We start from the raw sequence: 17,241 nt of genomic DNA, 5'->3' as shown, positions 1-17,241 counted from the left end.
GTATTGTAACCACCTCTTAATGCGTTGCCCTCTGTCGTCAGATAGTTTTCTGGTGAGAGATAAAGTCGCGTGACCTCAAATTCTTTAGCTACGAAAATTGTAATTATTTACTTGCTGAATTATGGTCGCCGCAACGGATTTACAGATACTTAAGTTAACCATAATAAGGAGTTTAGGATGAAAGTCGCAGTCCTCGGCGCTGCTGGTGGTATCGGCCAGGCGCTTGCCCTACTACTGAAAACCCAACTGCCTTCAGGCTCAGAACTCTCCCTGTACGATATTGCTCCGGTAACCCCAGGCGTAGCGGTTGACCTGAGCCACATCCCTACTGCTGTAAAAATCAAAGGCTTCTCCGGTGAAGATGCACGTCCTGCACTGCAGGGTGCCGACGTGGTGCTGATTTCTGCAGGCGTGGCGCGTAAGCCGGGCATGGATCGTTCAGACCTGTTCAACGTCAACGCGGGCATCGTGAAAAACCTGGTGCAGCAGATTGCTGAAGTGTGCCCGAAAGCATGCATCGGTATCATCACTAACCCGGTGAACACCACCGTTGCTATCGCGGCAGAAGTGCTGAAGAAAGCAGGTGTTTACGACAAAAACAAACTGTTCGGCGTAACCACGCTGGATATCATCCGTTCCAACACCTTTGTTGCTGAGCTGAAAGGCAAACAGCCAACAGAAGTGGAAGTTCCGGTCATCGGCGGTCACTCTGGCGTCACCATCCTGCCTCTGCTGTCGCAGATCCCAGGCGTGAGCTTCACCGAGCAGGAAGTGGCTGACCTGACTAAACGCATCCAGAACGCGGGCACCGAAGTGGTGGAAGCGAAGGCGGGTGGCGGTTCTGCAACCCTGTCTATGGGCCAGGCGGCTGCACGTTTCGGTCTGTCACTGGTTCGCGCTCTGCAGGGCGAGAAAGGCGTTGTTGAATGCGCTTACGTTGAAGGCGATGGCGAACACGCTCGCTTCTTCTCTCAGCCGCTGCTGCTGGGTAAAAATGGTATCGAAGAGCGTAAATCCATTGGTACCCTGAGCGCGTTTGAACAACACGCGATGGAAGGCATGCTGGATACGCTGAAGAAAGATATCACCCTGGGCGAAGAGTTCGTTAACAAGTAATACGAACCGTCTCCCGGCAAAAAAACGGAGCTTATCGCTCCGTTTTTTATGCCTGTCAGTTCGTTGCCGGGTATTCCTGAATCGTTACGTGCAGCGTCAGTTTCTTATCGTTGCGCATGACCTCAACAGGGATGATAGAACCCGGGCGAATTTCCGCCACCTGATCCATCGTCTCCAGCGCAGAGACCGCCGGCGTGCCGTTGACCGACACAATCACATCGTTTACCTGAATTCCCGCGTTGGCCGCCGGACCACCTGGCGCCACCTCGTTAACCACGATGCCCTGGATCTGATCGATACCGCCGCCTTGGGTATGCATCGGCGCAATTTCGCGCCCGCCGATACCGATATAACCGCGGATCACGCGTCCGTCGCGGATCAGCTTATCCATAATTTTGGTCGCCAGCTGGAACGGAATGGCAAAGCCGATCCCTTCCGGCGTCTCACCGTCGTTGCTCTTGTCGAACGAGAGGGTGTTGATGCCCATCAGTTCGCCCAGCGAGTTGACCAGCGCACCGCCGGAGTTACCGTGGTTGATGGAGGCATCGGTTTGCAGGAAATTCTGCCGTCCGGATGGGTTGAGGCCGATACGACCGGTCGCGCTGATAATCCCCTGGGTGATGGTCTGGCCCAGGTTGTAAGGGTTACCAATCGCCAGGACGACGTCACCAATATGCGGGGTACGTTTACGGTTGATCGGGATGACCGGCAAACCCCCCGTGGCGTTAATCTTCAGGACGGCCAGATCGGTCAGGCTGTCAGACCCAACGAGTAATGCCTCAAACACGCGGCCATCCTGCAGGGCGACGATGATCTGGTCAGCATCGTTTATCACGTGCTTGTTAGTAATAATGTAGCCGCGCTCGTCCATGATCACGCCGGAGCCGAGGGTGCGGATCTCCAGCTGGTTGTGGGCTGAGCTATTCAGGCCACGGTTATAGACGTTAACTACGGCGGGGGCGGCTCGGCGTACGGCCTGGTTATAGGTGGCCGGCGTTTCATCCGTGCTATCAAACTGGGGAGCAGACAGTTTATTGAACTGACGTAAAGACGGCAGCGCCAGCAGCAGCAGGCCAGCGACAATCAAACCGATGACAATAGAACGTAAGAGCTTTGAAAGCATGATGCGCGTTTCGTTAAAAAAGGAACGATTTGCAGCATAACATGAGTTATCCGGACATCACATGCAGCGGTGATGTCCGGATCGCAAATGCTTAGCGCAACAGAATATAGATGGACTCATTGCCGCGCATGACCTGCAGGGCAATAACCGCCGGTTTGCTTTCCAGCACTTTGCGCAGTTCGGCAATAGACTGCACGCGATTGCGGTTTACACCGATGATCACGTCATCCTGATGCAATCCGGCCTGCGCGGCAGGGCTGCTCTTCTCGACGGTGTCGATGCTAATGCCTTTCGTACCGTCTTTCAGCTGCCCGTCGCTCAACGTAGCCCCTTGCAGCGCCGGGGCAATAAGCTCCGCGCTGGCCGAGGAAGAGGTGCTCTTATCCAGCGTCACTTCAACGTCAAGCGGCTTACCGTCACGTATCAGGCCCAGCTTCACTTTGGCGCCAGGTTCGGTTGTGGCAATCCGCGAACGCAGTTCTGCAAAGCTGTTCAGCGGTTTGTCGTTCAGGCTGACGATCACATCCCCCGATTTCACGCCCGCTTTTGCGGAACCGGAGTTTGGCAGCACTTCACTGACAAACGCCCCGCGCTGTACATTGATGTTGAACGCTTTTGCGATATCAGCGCTCATCTCCATACCTTTAATCCCCAGCAGCCCGCGTTTGATTTCACCGAACTGGATCAGCTGCTGCGCCAGGGTTTTGGCCATATTGCTGGGGATAGCAAAACCGATCCCGATGCTGCCGCCGCCCGGGGCCAGAATCGCCGTGTTAATCCCAATCAGCTCGCCGCTAAGGTTGAGCAATGCCCCGCCGGAGTTTCCACGGTTGATTGAGGCGTCGGTCTGGATAAAGTTTTCCAGCCCCTCCAGATTCAGGCCGCTACGCCCCAGCGCGGAGACGATCCCGGAGGTGGCGGTTTGCCCTAAGCCAAAGGGATTGCCCACGGCGACCGCAAAGTCGCCGACGCGCAGTTTGTCAGAATCCGCGATGGCAATCTGGGTCAGATTGCTCGGGTTTTGCACCTGCAGCAGCGCGATGTCGCTCTGGTCATCGCCGCCAATCAGTTTGGCATCAAATTCGCGGCCATCGTTTAGCTGGACGCTTATTTTATCGGCCTGGCTGATGACGTGGTTGTTAGTCAGAATATAGCCTTTAGCTGCATCAATAATGACGCCAGAGCCCAGGCCTTCAAAAGGCTGCGCCTGCTGGTCGGGAGACTCATCGCCAAAATATTTTTTCAGTTCTTCAGGGACGCGTTGGCTTTGTACCGCCGTGCCTTCAACCTGAACGCTGACGACCGCAGGCAACACTTTTTCCAGCATGGGCGCGAGGCTTGGAATGGCCGCCTGGCCAGGCACCTGGGAGGGGAGAGCAGCGAATACAGGGACGGACGCCGAGAGAGATAACCCGACACTTAACGCGATAGCGCTCAACAGCTGGTTTTTTTTCTTCATCGATGTTGACTCTCGTAACCTGGAATAAAGGAAAAACGGCCCCAAAAACACGTTGATGTTATTGAATTTTAAACCGCTGAACAATGAGGTGTTTAACTAAATGATAGCTGGGGTCATGAAGAAAGGACGGGCGCAATCGCTGCGCCCGTAAAATAAATTCAGGTTGTGTGCTTAATCGCGTTTTACACCACCGCGCAGCAGGCCGGACGCGCCATCGGAGTAGTCGCGAGGCATCTGAACGGGCGCCTGATCGTTACCGGCCTCAGAGTCAGCCAGACGGTTGCGGAATGGGTTGGTTTCAGCGGTCATTTCCGGCAGCAGGCTGCTGGAGCTTTTTGCCATATGTTGATACAGCTGACGATAGTCGGTCGCCATGTTGTCCAGCAGCTCGGCGCTGCGGGCAAAATGGCTGACCAGCTCTTCACGATACTCTTCCAGCTCGGCTTTGTTCTTTTCCAGTTCGTACTGCAGTGACTGCTGCTGACGCAATTTGCGATTACCGAAACGCATGGCCACAGCACCGATGACGATGCCGACGACTAAACCGATTAGCGCATATTCCCAGGTCATGAACTTCTCCCGTTGTCTTGTTGTTCCGTAGGGTGTTGGCTCGGCTCCTGCCTGTGCCTGATAATGCCACTATAACCGCTATTTCTGCAGAAGTGGAATCCTGACGTATCATCGCGTAGTGTAGAACGGCCTTTTTTTCATCAGTCACGTCTGCTGATGAGCGTTAATTGAAGGAATAACAATAAGATTATGCAAAACCTGTCCCCTGCATCGCGATATCAACTGGCCCTTAACGAGGGCACTCATCAGCCTGACGACGTTCAACGTGAGGCGGTAAACCGTCTGGAGATGATTTACCAGGAGCTCACGGCAAAACCCGCTGAAACCGAACAGAATGGCGGGCTAAAGGCGGCGTTTGGGCGGTTGCTCGGTAAAAAAGCGCCACAGGCTCACGCGCCGGCGCGCGGTTTATACATGTGGGGCGGGGTCGGTCGCGGAAAAACCTGGCTGATGGACATGTTCTACCAGAGCCTGCCAGGTACACGTAAACAGCGTCTGCACTTCCACCGCTTTATGCTGCGGGTGCATGAAGAGCTGACTGCGCTGCAGGGTAAAAGCGATCCGCTGGAGATTGTGGCCGACCGGTTCAAGGCGGAAACGGACGTACTCTGCTTCGATGAGTTTTTTGTGTCTGACATCACCGATGCCATGCTGTTAGGCGGCCTGATGAAGGCGCTATTTGCCCGCGGGATTACGCTGGTGGCCACGTCGAATATCCCGCCGGACGATCTGTACCGCAACGGCCTGCAGCGGGCACGCTTCCTGCCCGCCATTGACGCTATCAGACAGCATTGTGACATTATGAACGTCGATGCCGGTGTCGATTATCGTCTGCGCACGCTGACCCAGGCGCACCTGTGGCTTTCGCCGCTAAATGCCGATACCACCCGCGAGATGGATAAACTTTGGCTGGCGCTGGCGGGAGCAAAGCGCGAGCACGCCCCGGAACTCGAGATTAACCATCGCCCGCTCCCCACCCTTGGCGTCGAAAACCAAACGCTGGCGGTCTCCTTTACGACGCTTTGCGTGGATGCCCGTAGCCAGCACGACTACATTGCGCTTTCACGTCTGTTCCACACCGTGATGGTGCTGGATGTGCCGGTGATGACGCGGCTGATGGAGAGCGAGGCGCGACGCTTCATTGCGCTGGTGGACGAGTTTTATGAGCGCCACGTCAAGCTGGTGGTCAGCGCCGAGGTACCTTTATATGAGATTTACCAGGGAGAGCGGCTGAAGTTTGAGTTCCAGCGCTGCTTGTCTCGCCTGCAGGAGATGCAGAGCGAGGAGTACCTGAAGCTGGAGCATATGCCGTAATAAATACCACCCTCTCCCTGAGAAGGGATCCTTGTAGGCCGGGTAAGGCGCAGCCGCCACCCGGCATTTTCCGTGGCCCCGAAAAACCCATTCCAAATCACATTTAAGGGTCGATCTTTGACCTCAACTTCTCTATAATCTTGCGACCCCACGTTACGAGAAGGTTTTTTTCCCGAAACTTTCTATGTGTCGGCATGTGCTATTCGAAGGGGTAGGTTTGCCGGACTTTGTCGTGTGAACCTCAACTGACTAAACGTTTGGGTGTTCACCAACGTGTAACTTATTATTTGGGTAAGCTTTTAATGAAAACTTTTACAGCTAAACCAGAAACCGTACAGCGCGACTGGTATGTTGTTGACGCGACCGGTAAAACTCTGGGCCGTCTGGCTACTGAACTGGCTCGTCGCCTGCGCGGTAAGCATAAAGCGGAATACACTCCGCACGTTGATACCGGTGATTACATCATCGTTCTGAACGCTGATAAAGTTGCTGTAACCGGCAACAAGCGTACTGACAAAATGTACTACCACCACACCGGCCACATCGGTGGTATCAAAGAAGCGACCTTTGAAGAGATGATTGCCCGCCGTCCTGAGCGTGTGATTGAAATCGCGGTTAAAGGCATGCTGCCAAAAGGCCCGCTGGGTCGTGCTATGTTCCGTAAACTGAAAGTTTACGCAGGCAACGAGCACAACCACGCGGCACAGCAACCGCAAGTTCTTGACATCTAATCGGGATTATAGGCAATGGCTGAAAATCAATACTACGGCACTGGTCGCCGCAAAAGTTCCGCAGCTCGCGTTTTCATCAAACCGGGCAGTGGTAAAATCGTAATCAACCAGCGTTCTCTGGAACAATACTTCGGTCGCGAAACTGCCCGCATGGTAGTTCGCCAGCCGCTGGAACTGGTTGACATGGTAGAAAAACTGGATCTGTACATCACCGTTAAAGGTGGTGGTATCTCCGGTCAGGCAGGTGCGATCCGTCACGGTATCACCCGCGCTCTGATGGAGTACGACGAATCCCTGCGTTCTGAACTGCGTAAAGCTGGCTTCGTTACTCGTGACGCGCGTCAGGTTGAACGTAAGAAAGTGGGTCTGCGTAAAGCACGTCGTCGTCCACAGTTCTCCAAACGTTAATCCATTCTGCTTACGCAGAACGATTGGCGAAAAACCCGCTTCGGCGGGTTTTTTTATGGATAATGCGCAGGTTATCCACAATATCCATGCATATATCTTCTCTTTTTCCACATTTCCAGAATCCCCTCACCACAAAGCCATCAAAATCTGGTAAACTATCATCCAATTTTCTGCCCAAATATCGGTGAATACTCGATTTTTGTTCGATTCTTGAACAATGTGTTTTCTCTGGGATGGGCGATACAACATCTGGCTGGCCCCTGTTGGGCTGGTAGCAGTAAAAATTCTGAATATACCTGGAGGTTTTCATGGCTGTCGCTGCCAACAAACGTTCGGTAATGACGCTGTTTTCTGGTCCTACTGACATTTATAGCCATCAGGTTCGTATCGTGCTGGCCGAGAAGGGTGTCAGTTTTGAGATCGAGCATGTGGAAAAGGATAACCCGCCTCAGGATCTGATCGATCTCAACCCGAGCCAAAGCGTACCGACGCTGGTGGATCGCGAGCTGACCCTGTGGGAATCCCGTATCATTATGGAATATCTGGATGAGCGTTTCCCGCATCCGCCGCTGATGCCTGTTTACCCTGTCGCGCGTGGTGAAAGCCGCCTGTACATGCAGCGTATCGAAAAAGACTGGTACTCGCTGATGAACGTGATTACCAGCGGTTCCGCTTCTGAAGCTGACGCTGCGCGTAAGCAACTGCGTGAAGAGCTGCTTGCAATCGCCCCGGTGTTTGGTCAGAAACCGTTCTTCCTGAGCGATGAGTTCAGCCTGGTGGATTGCTACCTGGCACCGCTGCTGTGGCGTCTGCCGACCCTGGGCGTAGAGTTCAGCGGTCCTGGCGCGAAAGAGCTGAAGGGCTACATGACTCGCGTCTTTGAGCGCGACTCTTTCCTGGCATCCTTAACTGAACCGGAACGTGAAATGCGTCTCGGCCGAGGCTAATGACTGTGGAAATGTCACAACTTACCCCACGCCGTCCTTATCTGCTGCGCGCCTTCTATGAATGGCTGCTGGATAACCAGCTCACGCCGCACCTGGTTGTGGATGTGACGTTGCCGGGCGTGCTGGTTCCAATGGAATACGCACGTGACGGGCAGATCGTACTGAACATCGCCCCGCGCGCGGTGGGTAACCTGGAGCTGGCGAACGATGAAGTGCGCTTCAACGCGCGTTTCGGCGGCGTGCCGCGTCAGGTTTCCGTGCCGCTGGCAGCCGTGCTGGCCATCTACGCCCGTGAAAACGGTGCGGGAACTATGTTCGAGCCGGAAGCGGCGTATGATGAAGAGGTTGCCAGCCTGAATGATGAGAATGCATCTGATGAGCGCGAAAGCGACACGGTGATGTCACTTATCGATGGCGATAAACCCGATCATCACGATGACAATGACCCTGATGACGATCCGCCTCCGCGCGGTGGTCGTCCGGCTCTTCGCGTCGTGAAATAAAAAAACAGGCCCAATCGGGCCTGTTTTTTTACACTTCCAGGTAGTTCAGGATCCCGTCAGCCGCCTTGCGGCCTTCGGCAATCGCCGTCACCACCAGGTCTGAACCGCGAACGATATCGCCACCGGCGAAGATTTTCGGGTTGCTGGTCTGGAACGCATTATCGCTGCCTTCTGGCGCGATTACGCGGCCCTGCGAATCCAGCTCAACGCTGTGCTTCGCCAGCCACTCCATGCTATGAGGGCGGAAACCAAACGCCATCACCACGGCATCGGCCGGGATCACGTGTTCAGAACCGGCAACGATCTCGGCGCGACGACGGCCTTTCGCATCCGGTGCGCCCATCTCGGTACGCGCCATCTTCACGCCGCTCACTTTGCCGTTGGCATTCACTTCAATACCCAGAGGCTGGATGTTGAACTGGAACTCCACGCCCTCTTCACGCGCGTTTTTCACTTCGCGCTTAGAGCCCGGCATGTTCTCTTCGTCACGACGGTAGGCGCAGATCACGTGTGCCGCATTCTGACGAATGGAGGTACGCACGCAGTCCATCGCGGTATCACCGCCGCCCAGCACCACCACGCGTTTGCCTTCCATGCTGACGAACGGCTCATCGGCGGTTTCGCCATAGCCCATGATCTGCTTGGTGTTGGCAATCAGGAACGGCAGGGCATCATAAACGCCCGGCGCGTCTTCGTTTTCCAGACCACCGCGCATGGACTGATACGTGCCCACGCCCAGGAATACGGCGTCGTAATCCTTCAGCAGGTCGTCGAGCTGCACGTCGCGGCCCACTTCCACGTTCAGTTTGAACTCAATGCCCATGCCGGTGAAGATTTCCCGGCGACGGGTCATGACCTCTTTTTCCAGCTTGAAGGCCGGGATACCGAAGGTCAGCAGGCCGCCGATTTCCGGATGACGGTCAAAGACCACCGCCTTCACGCCGTTGCGGGTCAGCACGTCCGCACAGGCCAGGCCCGCCGGGCCCGCGCCGATGATCGCCACGCGCTTGTCGGTTTGCTTCACGCCGGTCATGTCCGGACGCCAGCCCATCTCGAACGCTTTATCGTTGATATAGCGCTCGATGTTGCCGATGGTCACCGCACCGAACTCGTCGTTCAGCGTACAGGAGCCTTCGCACAGACGGTCCTGAGGACACACGCGGCCGCACACTTCCGGCAGGGTGTTGGTCTGGTGAGACAGCTCGGCGGCTTCAAAAATACGCCCTTCATTGGCCAGCTTCAGCCAGTTCGGGATGTAGTTGTGTACCGGACATTTCCATTCGCAGTAAGGGTTACCGCAGGACAGGCAGCGGTCTGCCTGTGCTTTGGCCTGGCCTTCTGAAAACGGCTCGTAGATTTCAACAAATTCAATTTTGCGGATCTTCAGCGGTTTCTTTGGCGGATCAACACGCTGCAGGTCGATAAACTGGTATACGTTCTGGCTCATCTGAATTCCTTACTGCGCCTGCACGCGCAGCTCTGCTGCGCTACGACTACGGTGACCCAATAGGGCTTTAACATCGCTGGACTTCGGCTTAACCAGCGCGAATTTCGCAGAGAACGCCGGCCAGTTCGCCAGGATCTCTTCGCCGCGCGAAGAACCGGTATGCTGCACGTGTTCGGTAATTAAACCGCGCAGGTGTTCTTCGTGAATGGCCAGCGTGTCAACGTCCAGCACTTCTACCAGCTCCGGGTTCACGCGTTTGCGGAACTCACCGTCTTCATCCAGGACGTAGGCAAAACCGCCCGTCATGCCTGCGCCGAAGTTCACGCCGGTTTTACCCAGAACGCAAACAATCCCGCCCGTCATGTATTCACAACCGTTATCGCCAATGCCTTCCACCACGGTGATGGCACCGGAGTTACGCACCGCAAAACGCTCGCCCGCACGGCCTGCTGCAAACAGACGACCGCCGGTCGCGCCGTACAGGCAGGTGTTACCGATGATGCTGGCCTCATGGCTGCGGAAGGCTGAGCCGACCGGAGGACGCACCGCCAGCAGACCGCCCGCCATGCCTTTACCGACGTAGTCGTTGGCATCGCCGGTCAGGTACAGCTCAACACCACCTGCGTTCCACACGCCGAAGCTCTGACCCGCGGTACCGCTGAAGTGCGCGGTAATCGGATCCGACGCCAGCCCCTGGTCACCGTGCGTCTGCGCGATGTAGCCGGAGAGCGATGCACCCACGGAACGGTCGGTGTTACGGATATCAAACCAGAACGTTTTGCTCTGCTTGTCGTCCACGTACGGCTTCGCCTGCTGCAGCAGCTGTGCGTTCAGCACGCCGTTATCAAACGGCGGGTTGTTCTCGGTGCAGTAGACCGCTTTGCCAGGATGCGGCTGCGCGGTTTCCAGCAGCTTAGACAGCTCCAGCTTTTGCTGCTTGGCGGTGAAGCCTTCCAGCTCTTTCAGCAGGTCGGTACGGCCAATCAGGTCCACCAGACGTTTAACGCCCAGCTGGGCCATCAGCTCGCGAGTTTCGCGGGCGATGAACTCAAAGTAGTTGGTCACTTTGAACGGCAGGCCGTGATAGTGGTTCTTACGCAGCTTCTCGTCCTGGGTTGCAACGCCGGTTGCGCAGTTGTTCAGGTGGCAAATACGCAGGTATTTACAGCCCAGCGCGACCATTGGACCCGTACCGAAACCGAAGCTTTCCGCACCGAGGATCGCCGCCTTGATGATGTCGAGGCCAGTTTTCAGACCGCCATCCACCTGCAGACGGATCTTATGACGCAGACCGTTAGCCACCAGCGCCTGCTGGGTTTCCACCAGGCCAAGCTCCCACGGACAGCCCGCATATTTCACGGAGGAGAGCGGGCTTGCGCCGGTACCGCCGTCATAACCGGCAATGGTGATGAGATCCGCATAGGCCTTCGCCACGCCGGTCGCGATGGTGCCAACGCCCGGTTCGGAAACCAGCTTCACGGAGATCATCGCCTTCGGGTTGACCTGTTTCAGGTCGAAAATAAGCTGCGCCAGGTCCTCGATAGAGTAGATATCGTGGTGCGGCGGCGGGGAGATCAGCGTCACGCCCGGCACGGAATAGCGCAGTTTGGCGATGTACGGGGTGACTTTATCACCCGGCAGCTGACCGCCTTCGCCCGGTTTAGCACCCTGAGCAACTTTAATCTGAATCACGTCGGCGTTGACCAGGTACGCAGGCGTTACGCCAAAGCGACCGGATGCCACCTGCTTGATACGGGACACTTTGTTGGTGCCGTAACGCGCAGGGTCTTCACCGCCTTCGCCGGAGTTGGAGTTGCCGCCGATGCTGTTCATGGCTTCCGCCAGCGCTTCGTGGGCTTCCGGGCTCAGCGCGCCGATGGACATCGCCGCGGTATCGAAGCGTTTGAACAGTTCCGATGCCGGTTCAACTTCGTCAATGCTGACCGCTTCATCGCCCGGATTGAGGGCAATAAGGTCGCGCAGCGTCGCCGCCGGACGGTTATTCACCAGCTCAGCGTACTGCTGATAATCGCTGTATTCACCGCTCTGAACCGCCTGCTGCAGCGTGCGCACCACGTCCGGGTTATAGGCGTGGTATTCGCCACCGTGAACGTATTTCAGCAGACCGCCCTGAACCAGCGGCTTACGTGCCAGCCAGGCGCGCTTGGACAGGTTCACCAGATCCTGCTGGAAGTCCGCAAAACCGGCGCCGCCGATGCGGCTGACCACGCCCTGGAAGCAGAGGTTGGCAACCTCGTCATGCAGGCCGACCGCTTCAAACAGCTTAGAACAGCGGTAGGAGGCAATGGTCGAGATGCCCATTTTGGACATGATCTTGTACAGACCTTTGTTGATGCCGTTACGGTAGTTCAGCATCACCGCGCGGTAATCTTTGTCGATCGCGCGGGTATCCACCAGACGGGCCAGCGTTTCGTAGGCCAGGTACGGGTAGATCGCCGTCGCGCCGAAGCCCAACAGCACGGCAAAGTGATGCGGGTCGCGGGCGCTTGCGGTTTCAACAATGATGTTCGCGTCGCAGCGCAGGCTCTTATCGACCAAACGCGTCTGGATAGCGCCGACCGCCATCGGGGCAGGTACAGGCAGACGGTTTTTCGCGATATTACGGTCGGACAACACCAGCAGCACGGTGCCGTTACGCACCATCTGTTCGGCTTTGTCACACAGCGCATTCACCGTCTCTTCAAGGCTCGCTTCGTTCACGTCGAAGGTAATGTCGAGCGTGTCGGCGCGGTAGTGCTCCTCTTTCATGGTGGTGAGCTGTTTGAAATCTGAATACAGCAGGATCGGCGATTTAAAGGTCAGACGATGCGCCTGGCCTTCGGCCTCGCAAAAGACGTTCATCTCACGACCGATGCTGGTGGCCAACGACATCACGTGCGCTTCACGCAGCGGATCGATTGGCGGGTTGGTCACCTGCGCGAACTGCTGGCGGAAGTAGTCGTAAATGATGCGCGGCTGGCTGGAGAGCACGGCAAACGGGGTATCGTCACCCATCGAGCCGACCGCTTCCTGGCCGTTTTCACCGAGCACGCGGATGACAGAGTCCAGCTCTTCCGCGCTGTAGTTAAACTGCTTCTGGTAGCTCGCGAGAGTATCGTCGTCCAGCTCGCGGCTGCCCACTTCTTCGTCCGTAAGATCTTCGAACGGCACCAGGCGACGCACGTTCTTCTCCATCCACTCTTTGTACGGGTGGCGGCTCTTCAGATCGTTGTCGGTTTCGGCGGAGTGCAGGATGCGCCCACCGCGGGTGTCGATAACCATCAGCTCGCCCGGACCAACGCGGCCTTTCTCGACCACTTCGTCAGGCTGGTAATCCCAGATGCCGACTTCAGAGGCGCAGGTGATGAGCTTGTCTTTGGTGATAACGTAGCGCGCCGGACGCAGACCGTTACGGTCCAGGTTACAGGCAGCAAAACGGCCGTCGGACATAACGATGCCCGCTGGGCCGTCCCACGGCTCCATGTGCATGGAGTTGAAGTCGAAGAACGCGCGCAGCTCAGGATCCATATCCGGGTTGTTCTGCCAGGCCGGCGGCACGAGCAGACGCATGGCGCGCACGATATCCATCCCGCCCGCCAGCAGCAGTTCCAGCATATTATCCATCGAGCTGGAGTCCGAGCCGGTTTCGTTCACGAACGGCGCGGCATCGTGCAGGTCAGGGATCAGTGGCGTCTGGAACTTATAGGTACGGGCACGGGCCCACTGGCGGTTACCGGTGATGGTGTTGATCTCGCCGTTGTGCGCCAGGTAGCGGAACGGTTGAGCCAGCGGCCAGCGTGGAACGGTGTTGGTGGAGAAGCGCTGGTGGAACAGGCAAATGGCCGATTCCAGACGCAGGTCCGCCAGGTCCAGGTAGAAGCGCGGCAGGTCAGCCGGCATACACAGACCTTTATAGATGTTCACCAGGTTAGAGAGGCTACAGACGTAGAACTCTTTATCGTCCTGGAGACGTTTTTCAATGCGGCGGCGGGCGATAAACAGACGGCGTTCCATATCACGTGGACGCCAGCCCGCAGGCGCGTTGACGAAAATCTGTTCAATACGAGGCAGCGAGGAGAGGGCGATTTCACCGAGCACCCCTTCGTTGGTTGGCACATCGCGCCAGCCGACAATCGACAGGGTTTCACGCTGAAGTTCTTCTTCGACGATGCGGCGTGAAGCGGCAGCCTTTTCAGGATCCTGATTCAGGAACAGCATGCCGACAGCGTAGTTTTTGGCTAAACGCCAGCCGCGCTCTTCCGCCACGATGCGGAAGAAACGATCCGGTTTTTGCAGCAGCAGGCCGCAACCGTCGCCGGTTTTACCATCGGCAAGGATGGCTCCACGGTGCTGCATACGGGCCAGTGCGTGAATAGCAGTACGCACTACCTTGTGGCTAGGTTCGCCTTCTATGTGGGCGATCAGGCCGAAACCACAGTTATCCTTCTCAAGGGATTTATCGTACAACATATCAGTGAACCTCCCCAGGCTCGTCGGGCTCCCACTGAACTTTACCGTGGCGCACAGGCACAGAAAGAGCATGGCGACGGGGTTTGCGTTTCATACGCGGACCTCGCATTCGCCCTCTTTTTCATCCTTTCGCGCAGGTAAACAAGTTTGAGGACTTGCTTCAGAGGGAATCTCAATTACTGCATAAATATGATGAGCAGGCCGCTCATCCAGAAAGCTTCCAGCGGATTTCCAACTTATCGGGAATTGGTACACAGGTCAAATGGCAATCTTATTTATACAAAAATGTGCTAAAGATAGTCTATGTTTTTGTATTTTAAGTGTATTTAACTATTTTTACATTGATTGAATGACCTGAGAGCGAGCAGCGGAGTGTGATCTGACTCACTATATGAAAGCGGTATTATCAATGTAGCGTGCTGAATAGCGGTTTTATAGCAGAACAATAATCTGGCAATGGATGCAAACCCGCATAAACCCACTGTTTTTCAGTGGTGGCGCTATAAATGAAAAAAACAATCAGAACATAAGGAAAAGTAATCACAGGCGGCGTGAATGAAATTGCAGTAATCGTGAGTATTTATTCATATGGATAAAGGCCGTCCAGGGCGATTGATCCAGGTCATCGCCGACAGAGGCTAAAAGTGGCAGGCTTGTCCCCTTTCTCCGGGACGGTCTATCAGATTATGCAGTTACAGAAATTAGTCAATATGTTTGGTGGGGATCTTTTGCAGCGGTACGGGCAAAAGGTTCATAAGCTGACGCTGCACGGCGGGTTTAGCTGCCCGAATCGCGATGGCACCATCGGGCGCGGCGGCTGCACCTTCTGTAACGTTGCATCCTTTGCTGACGAGGCCCAGCGACATAAATCTATCGCTGAACAGCTTGCCCGCCAGGCCAGCCTGGTGAACCGCGCGAAGCAATATCTGGCCTATTTCCAGGCCTACACCAGCACGTGGGCGGAAGTGCAGGTGCTGCGCTCTATGTATCAGCAGGCCGTCAGCCAGGCCAATATTGTTGGGCTTTGCGTGGGCACACGCCCGGACTGCGTACCGGACGCGGTACTGGACCTGCTCAGCGAGTACAAAGAACAAGGCTACGAGATCTGGCTGGAGCTGGGCTTGCAGACCGCGCACGACAAAACGCTGCACCGTATTAACCGTGGCCATGATTTCGCCTGCTACCAGCGCACCACGCGCCTGGCCCGCGAGCGCGGGCTGAAGGTCTGCTCGCATCTGATTGTTGGGTTACCCGGCGAGGGTCAACAGCATGGTCTTGAAACGCTGGAAAAGGTGGTTGAAACCGGCGTGGACGGCATTAAGCTGCACCCGCTGCATATCGTGAAGGGCAGTATTATGGCGAAAGCCTGGGAGGCTGGGCGGTTAAGCGGTATTGAGCTTGAAGACTATACGGTGACAGCGGGGGAGATGATTCGCCATACGCCGCCGGATATTGTCTACCATCGCATCTCGGCCAGCGCCCGCCGTCCAACGCTTCTGGCACCGCTATGGTGTGAGAACCGCTGGACGGGGATGGTGGAAATTGACCGCTATCTTCAGGAGAACGGCGTACAGGGTTCGGCGCTGGGCCGCCCCTGGATTCCGCGTCTAGCGGCGACGGCCGCCTAGCAAACTCCCCAGCATGCCGCGCACGATTTGATTGGTGACCTGTCGGGCTGCGCTTTTCGCCATGGTCTGCACCACGCCGTCGCGCTTGCCGCCGCGCGGCCCGGTGCTGCCGAACAGAATGTCTTTGAGCCCACCGAGAATGCCGTCATCAACGGCGACAGATTGCCCTTTAGCGGCAGGCGCATCCTGCGATTCCGTTGTCGCCTGGACCCCTTTTTGCAGCATCTCGAACGCGGACTCGCGATCCACCTCGTCTTCGTATTTCCCATAAACCGGAGAGTGGTTAATCAGGCCGTTGCGCTCATCGTCGGTCACCGGCCCCATGCGCGAGCAAGGCGCGATCACCATGGCGCGTTCTACCACAGACGGGCTGCCCTTCGCATCCAGGAACGAGATCAGCGCTTCACCGGTGCCTAGCGCCTGAATCGCCGCTTCGGTATCAAAGGCAGGATTGGCGCGCATGGTTTGCGCGGCGGCTTTCACCGCTTTCTGATCTTTTGGCGTAAAGGCGCGCAGGGCATGCTGCACGCGGTTGCCGAGCTGCCCGAGCACGTTGTCGGGGATATCGGACGGGTTTTGCGAGACAAACCAGACGCCGACGCCTTTGGAGCGGATCAGGCGAATGACCTGTTCAATTTTATCCAGCAATACCTGCGGCGCGTCGTTAAACAGCAGATGCGCTTCGTCAAAGAAGAACACCAGCTTCGGTTTTTCCAGATCGCCCGCTTCCGGTAACTGTTCGTACAGTTCGGAGAGCATCCACAGCAGGCTGGCGGCATAGAGTTTCGGCATCTGATAGAGCTTCTCGGAGCTCAGAATGTTAATAATGCCTTTGCCACTGCTGTCGGTGCGCATCCAGTCTTTGATATCCAGCATGGGTTCACCAAAGAAATGCTCAGCGCCCTGCTGCTCAAGCGTCAGTAGACCGCGCTGAATAGCGCCCACCGAGGCGCTGCTGATATTGCCGTACTGGTTCTGGAAGGATTTGGCGTTATCGCCGATGTATTGCGTAATGGCGCGTAGATCTTTGAAATCAAGCAGCAGCAGTCCCTGATCGTCGGCAATGCGGAAGATAATATTCAGCACGCCGGACTGCACGTCGTTGAGGTTAAGCAGACGGGCCAGCAGCAGCGGGCCGAGATCGGAGACGGTGGCGCGCACCGGGTGGCCTTTCTCACCAAAGATATCCCACACCACCACCGGGTTACCGTGCGGGGTCCAGTCCGTGATGCCAATATTTTTCAGCCGCTCGAGCAGTTTTTCAGATGCCGTCCCATCCTGAGCCACACCGGTTAAATCGCCTTTCACGTCAGCCATAAAGACCGGTACGCCAATCTCTGAAAGCGACTCCGCCAGCTTTTGCAGGGTGACGGTTTTCCCCGTCCCGGTCGCTCCGGTGATCAGACCGTGGCGGTTCGCCATCGCGGGCAGTAAATACAGCTCTTTTTCCAGCGTCCTGGCAATTAACAATGGTGTACTCATGATGCGCTTCCTCTCTTAGTCCTGGGTGGAGTATAGGCAACCT

Annotated in this window: 13 protein-coding genes; 7 read left to right on the top strand and 6 right to left on the bottom strand. The window is 56.3% G+C overall.

Annotation, left to right across the window (positions count from 1 at the left end):
- Positions 1-177: 177 nt before the first annotated feature.
- A complete protein-coding gene (mdh, locus tag ELK40_RS20295; protein WP_008502835.1) occupies positions 178-1,116 on the top strand; it encodes a malate dehydrogenase in 939 nt (312 codons plus the stop codon).
- Between the two features lie 55 nt (positions 1,117-1,171).
- On the opposite strand, the gene degS is transcribed toward mdh, so the two are convergent.
- The 3 genes from degS to zapG form a co-directional block, all read right to left on the bottom strand.
- On the bottom strand, positions 1,172-2,239 hold the full coding sequence (gene degS, locus ELK40_RS20290; RefSeq protein WP_111964987.1) for an outer membrane-stress sensor serine endopeptidase DegS: 1,068 nt from the start codon (positions 2,237-2,239) through the stop codon (positions 1,172-1,174).
- Positions 2,240-2,330: 91 nt separating this feature from the next.
- Positions 2,331-3,698, bottom strand: a complete 1,368-nt coding sequence (degQ, locus tag ELK40_RS20285; protein ID WP_115876365.1) for a serine endoprotease DegQ — start codon at positions 3,696-3,698, stop codon at positions 2,331-2,333.
- 171 nt (positions 3,699-3,869) lie between these two features.
- Positions 3,870-4,268: a Z-ring associated protein ZapG gene (gene zapG / locus ELK40_RS20280; RefSeq protein ID WP_008502832.1), complete on the bottom strand. Its 399-nt coding sequence runs from the start codon at positions 4,266-4,268 to the stop codon at positions 3,870-3,872.
- 189 nt (positions 4,269-4,457) lie between these two features.
- Between zapG and zapE the strand changes: the two genes are divergently transcribed.
- The 5 genes from zapE to sspB all read left to right on the top strand — a co-directional run bounded on the left by zapE (position 4,458) and on the right by sspB (position 8,171).
- Positions 4,458-5,582, top strand: a complete 1,125-nt coding sequence (zapE, locus tag ELK40_RS20275; protein ID WP_127732424.1) for a cell division protein ZapE — start codon at positions 4,458-4,460, stop codon at positions 5,580-5,582.
- A 302-nt stretch (positions 5,583-5,884) separates the two neighbouring features.
- Positions 5,885-6,313 carry a 50S ribosomal protein L13 gene (rplM, locus tag ELK40_RS20270; protein WP_003860434.1) on the top strand — a complete coding sequence of 143 codons (429 nt, stop codon included), beginning with the start codon at positions 5,885-5,887 and terminating at the stop codon, positions 6,311-6,313.
- A 15-nt stretch (positions 6,314-6,328) separates the two neighbouring features.
- Positions 6,329-6,721: a 30S ribosomal protein S9 gene (gene rpsI / locus ELK40_RS20265; RefSeq protein ID WP_003860436.1), complete on the top strand. Its 393-nt coding sequence runs from the start codon at positions 6,329-6,331 to the stop codon at positions 6,719-6,721.
- 308 nt (positions 6,722-7,029) lie between these two features.
- Entirely contained in the window at positions 7,030-7,668 is a 639-nt protein-coding gene (gene sspA / locus ELK40_RS20255; RefSeq protein ID WP_014885418.1) for a stringent starvation protein SspA, read from the top strand.
- A 5-nt stretch (positions 7,669-7,673) separates the two neighbouring features.
- Positions 7,674-8,171, top strand: coding sequence for a ClpXP protease specificity-enhancing factor (gene sspB / locus ELK40_RS20250; protein ID WP_115876392.1), 498 nt, complete (start codon positions 7,674-7,676; stop codon positions 8,169-8,171).
- A 28-nt stretch (positions 8,172-8,199) separates the two neighbouring features.
- Here sspB and gltD read toward each other — a convergent pair whose 3' ends face one another.
- Together gltD and gltB are read right to left on the bottom strand one after the other, a co-directional pair.
- Positions 8,200-9,618, bottom strand: coding sequence for a glutamate synthase subunit GltD (gene gltD / locus ELK40_RS20245; RefSeq protein WP_023309377.1), 1,419 nt, complete (start codon positions 9,616-9,618; stop codon positions 8,200-8,202).
- Positions 9,619-9,627: 9 nt separating this feature from the next.
- A complete protein-coding gene (gene gltB / locus ELK40_RS20240) occupies positions 9,628-14,088 on the bottom strand; it encodes a glutamate synthase large subunit (protein ID WP_127732422.1) in 4,461 nt (1,486 codons plus the stop codon).
- Positions 14,089-14,774: 686 nt separating this feature from the next.
- On the opposite strand from gltB, the gene ELK40_RS20235 reads away from it, so the two are divergent.
- Positions 14,775-15,716: a TIGR01212 family radical SAM protein gene (locus ELK40_RS20235; RefSeq protein ID WP_115876362.1), complete on the top strand. Its 942-nt coding sequence runs from the start codon at positions 14,775-14,777 to the stop codon at positions 15,714-15,716.
- Here ELK40_RS20235 and ELK40_RS20230 read toward each other — a convergent pair.
- Positions 15,696-17,198 (bottom strand): helicase HerA-like C-terminal domain-containing protein, encoded by a 1,503-nt coding sequence (locus ELK40_RS20230; RefSeq protein ID WP_115876361.1) that lies wholly within the window; start codon positions 17,196-17,198, stop codon positions 15,696-15,698. The genes ELK40_RS20235 and ELK40_RS20230 overlap by 21 nt on opposite strands.
- Between the last annotated feature and the right edge of the window lie 43 nt (positions 17,199-17,241).

It is taken from the genome of Enterobacter sp. N18-03635 (assembly GCF_004006055.1).
Classification (GTDB): domain Bacteria; phylum Pseudomonadota; class Gammaproteobacteria; order Enterobacterales; family Enterobacteriaceae; genus Enterobacter; species Enterobacter vonholyi.
This window is presented reverse-complemented; position numbering and strand designations above follow the sequence as displayed.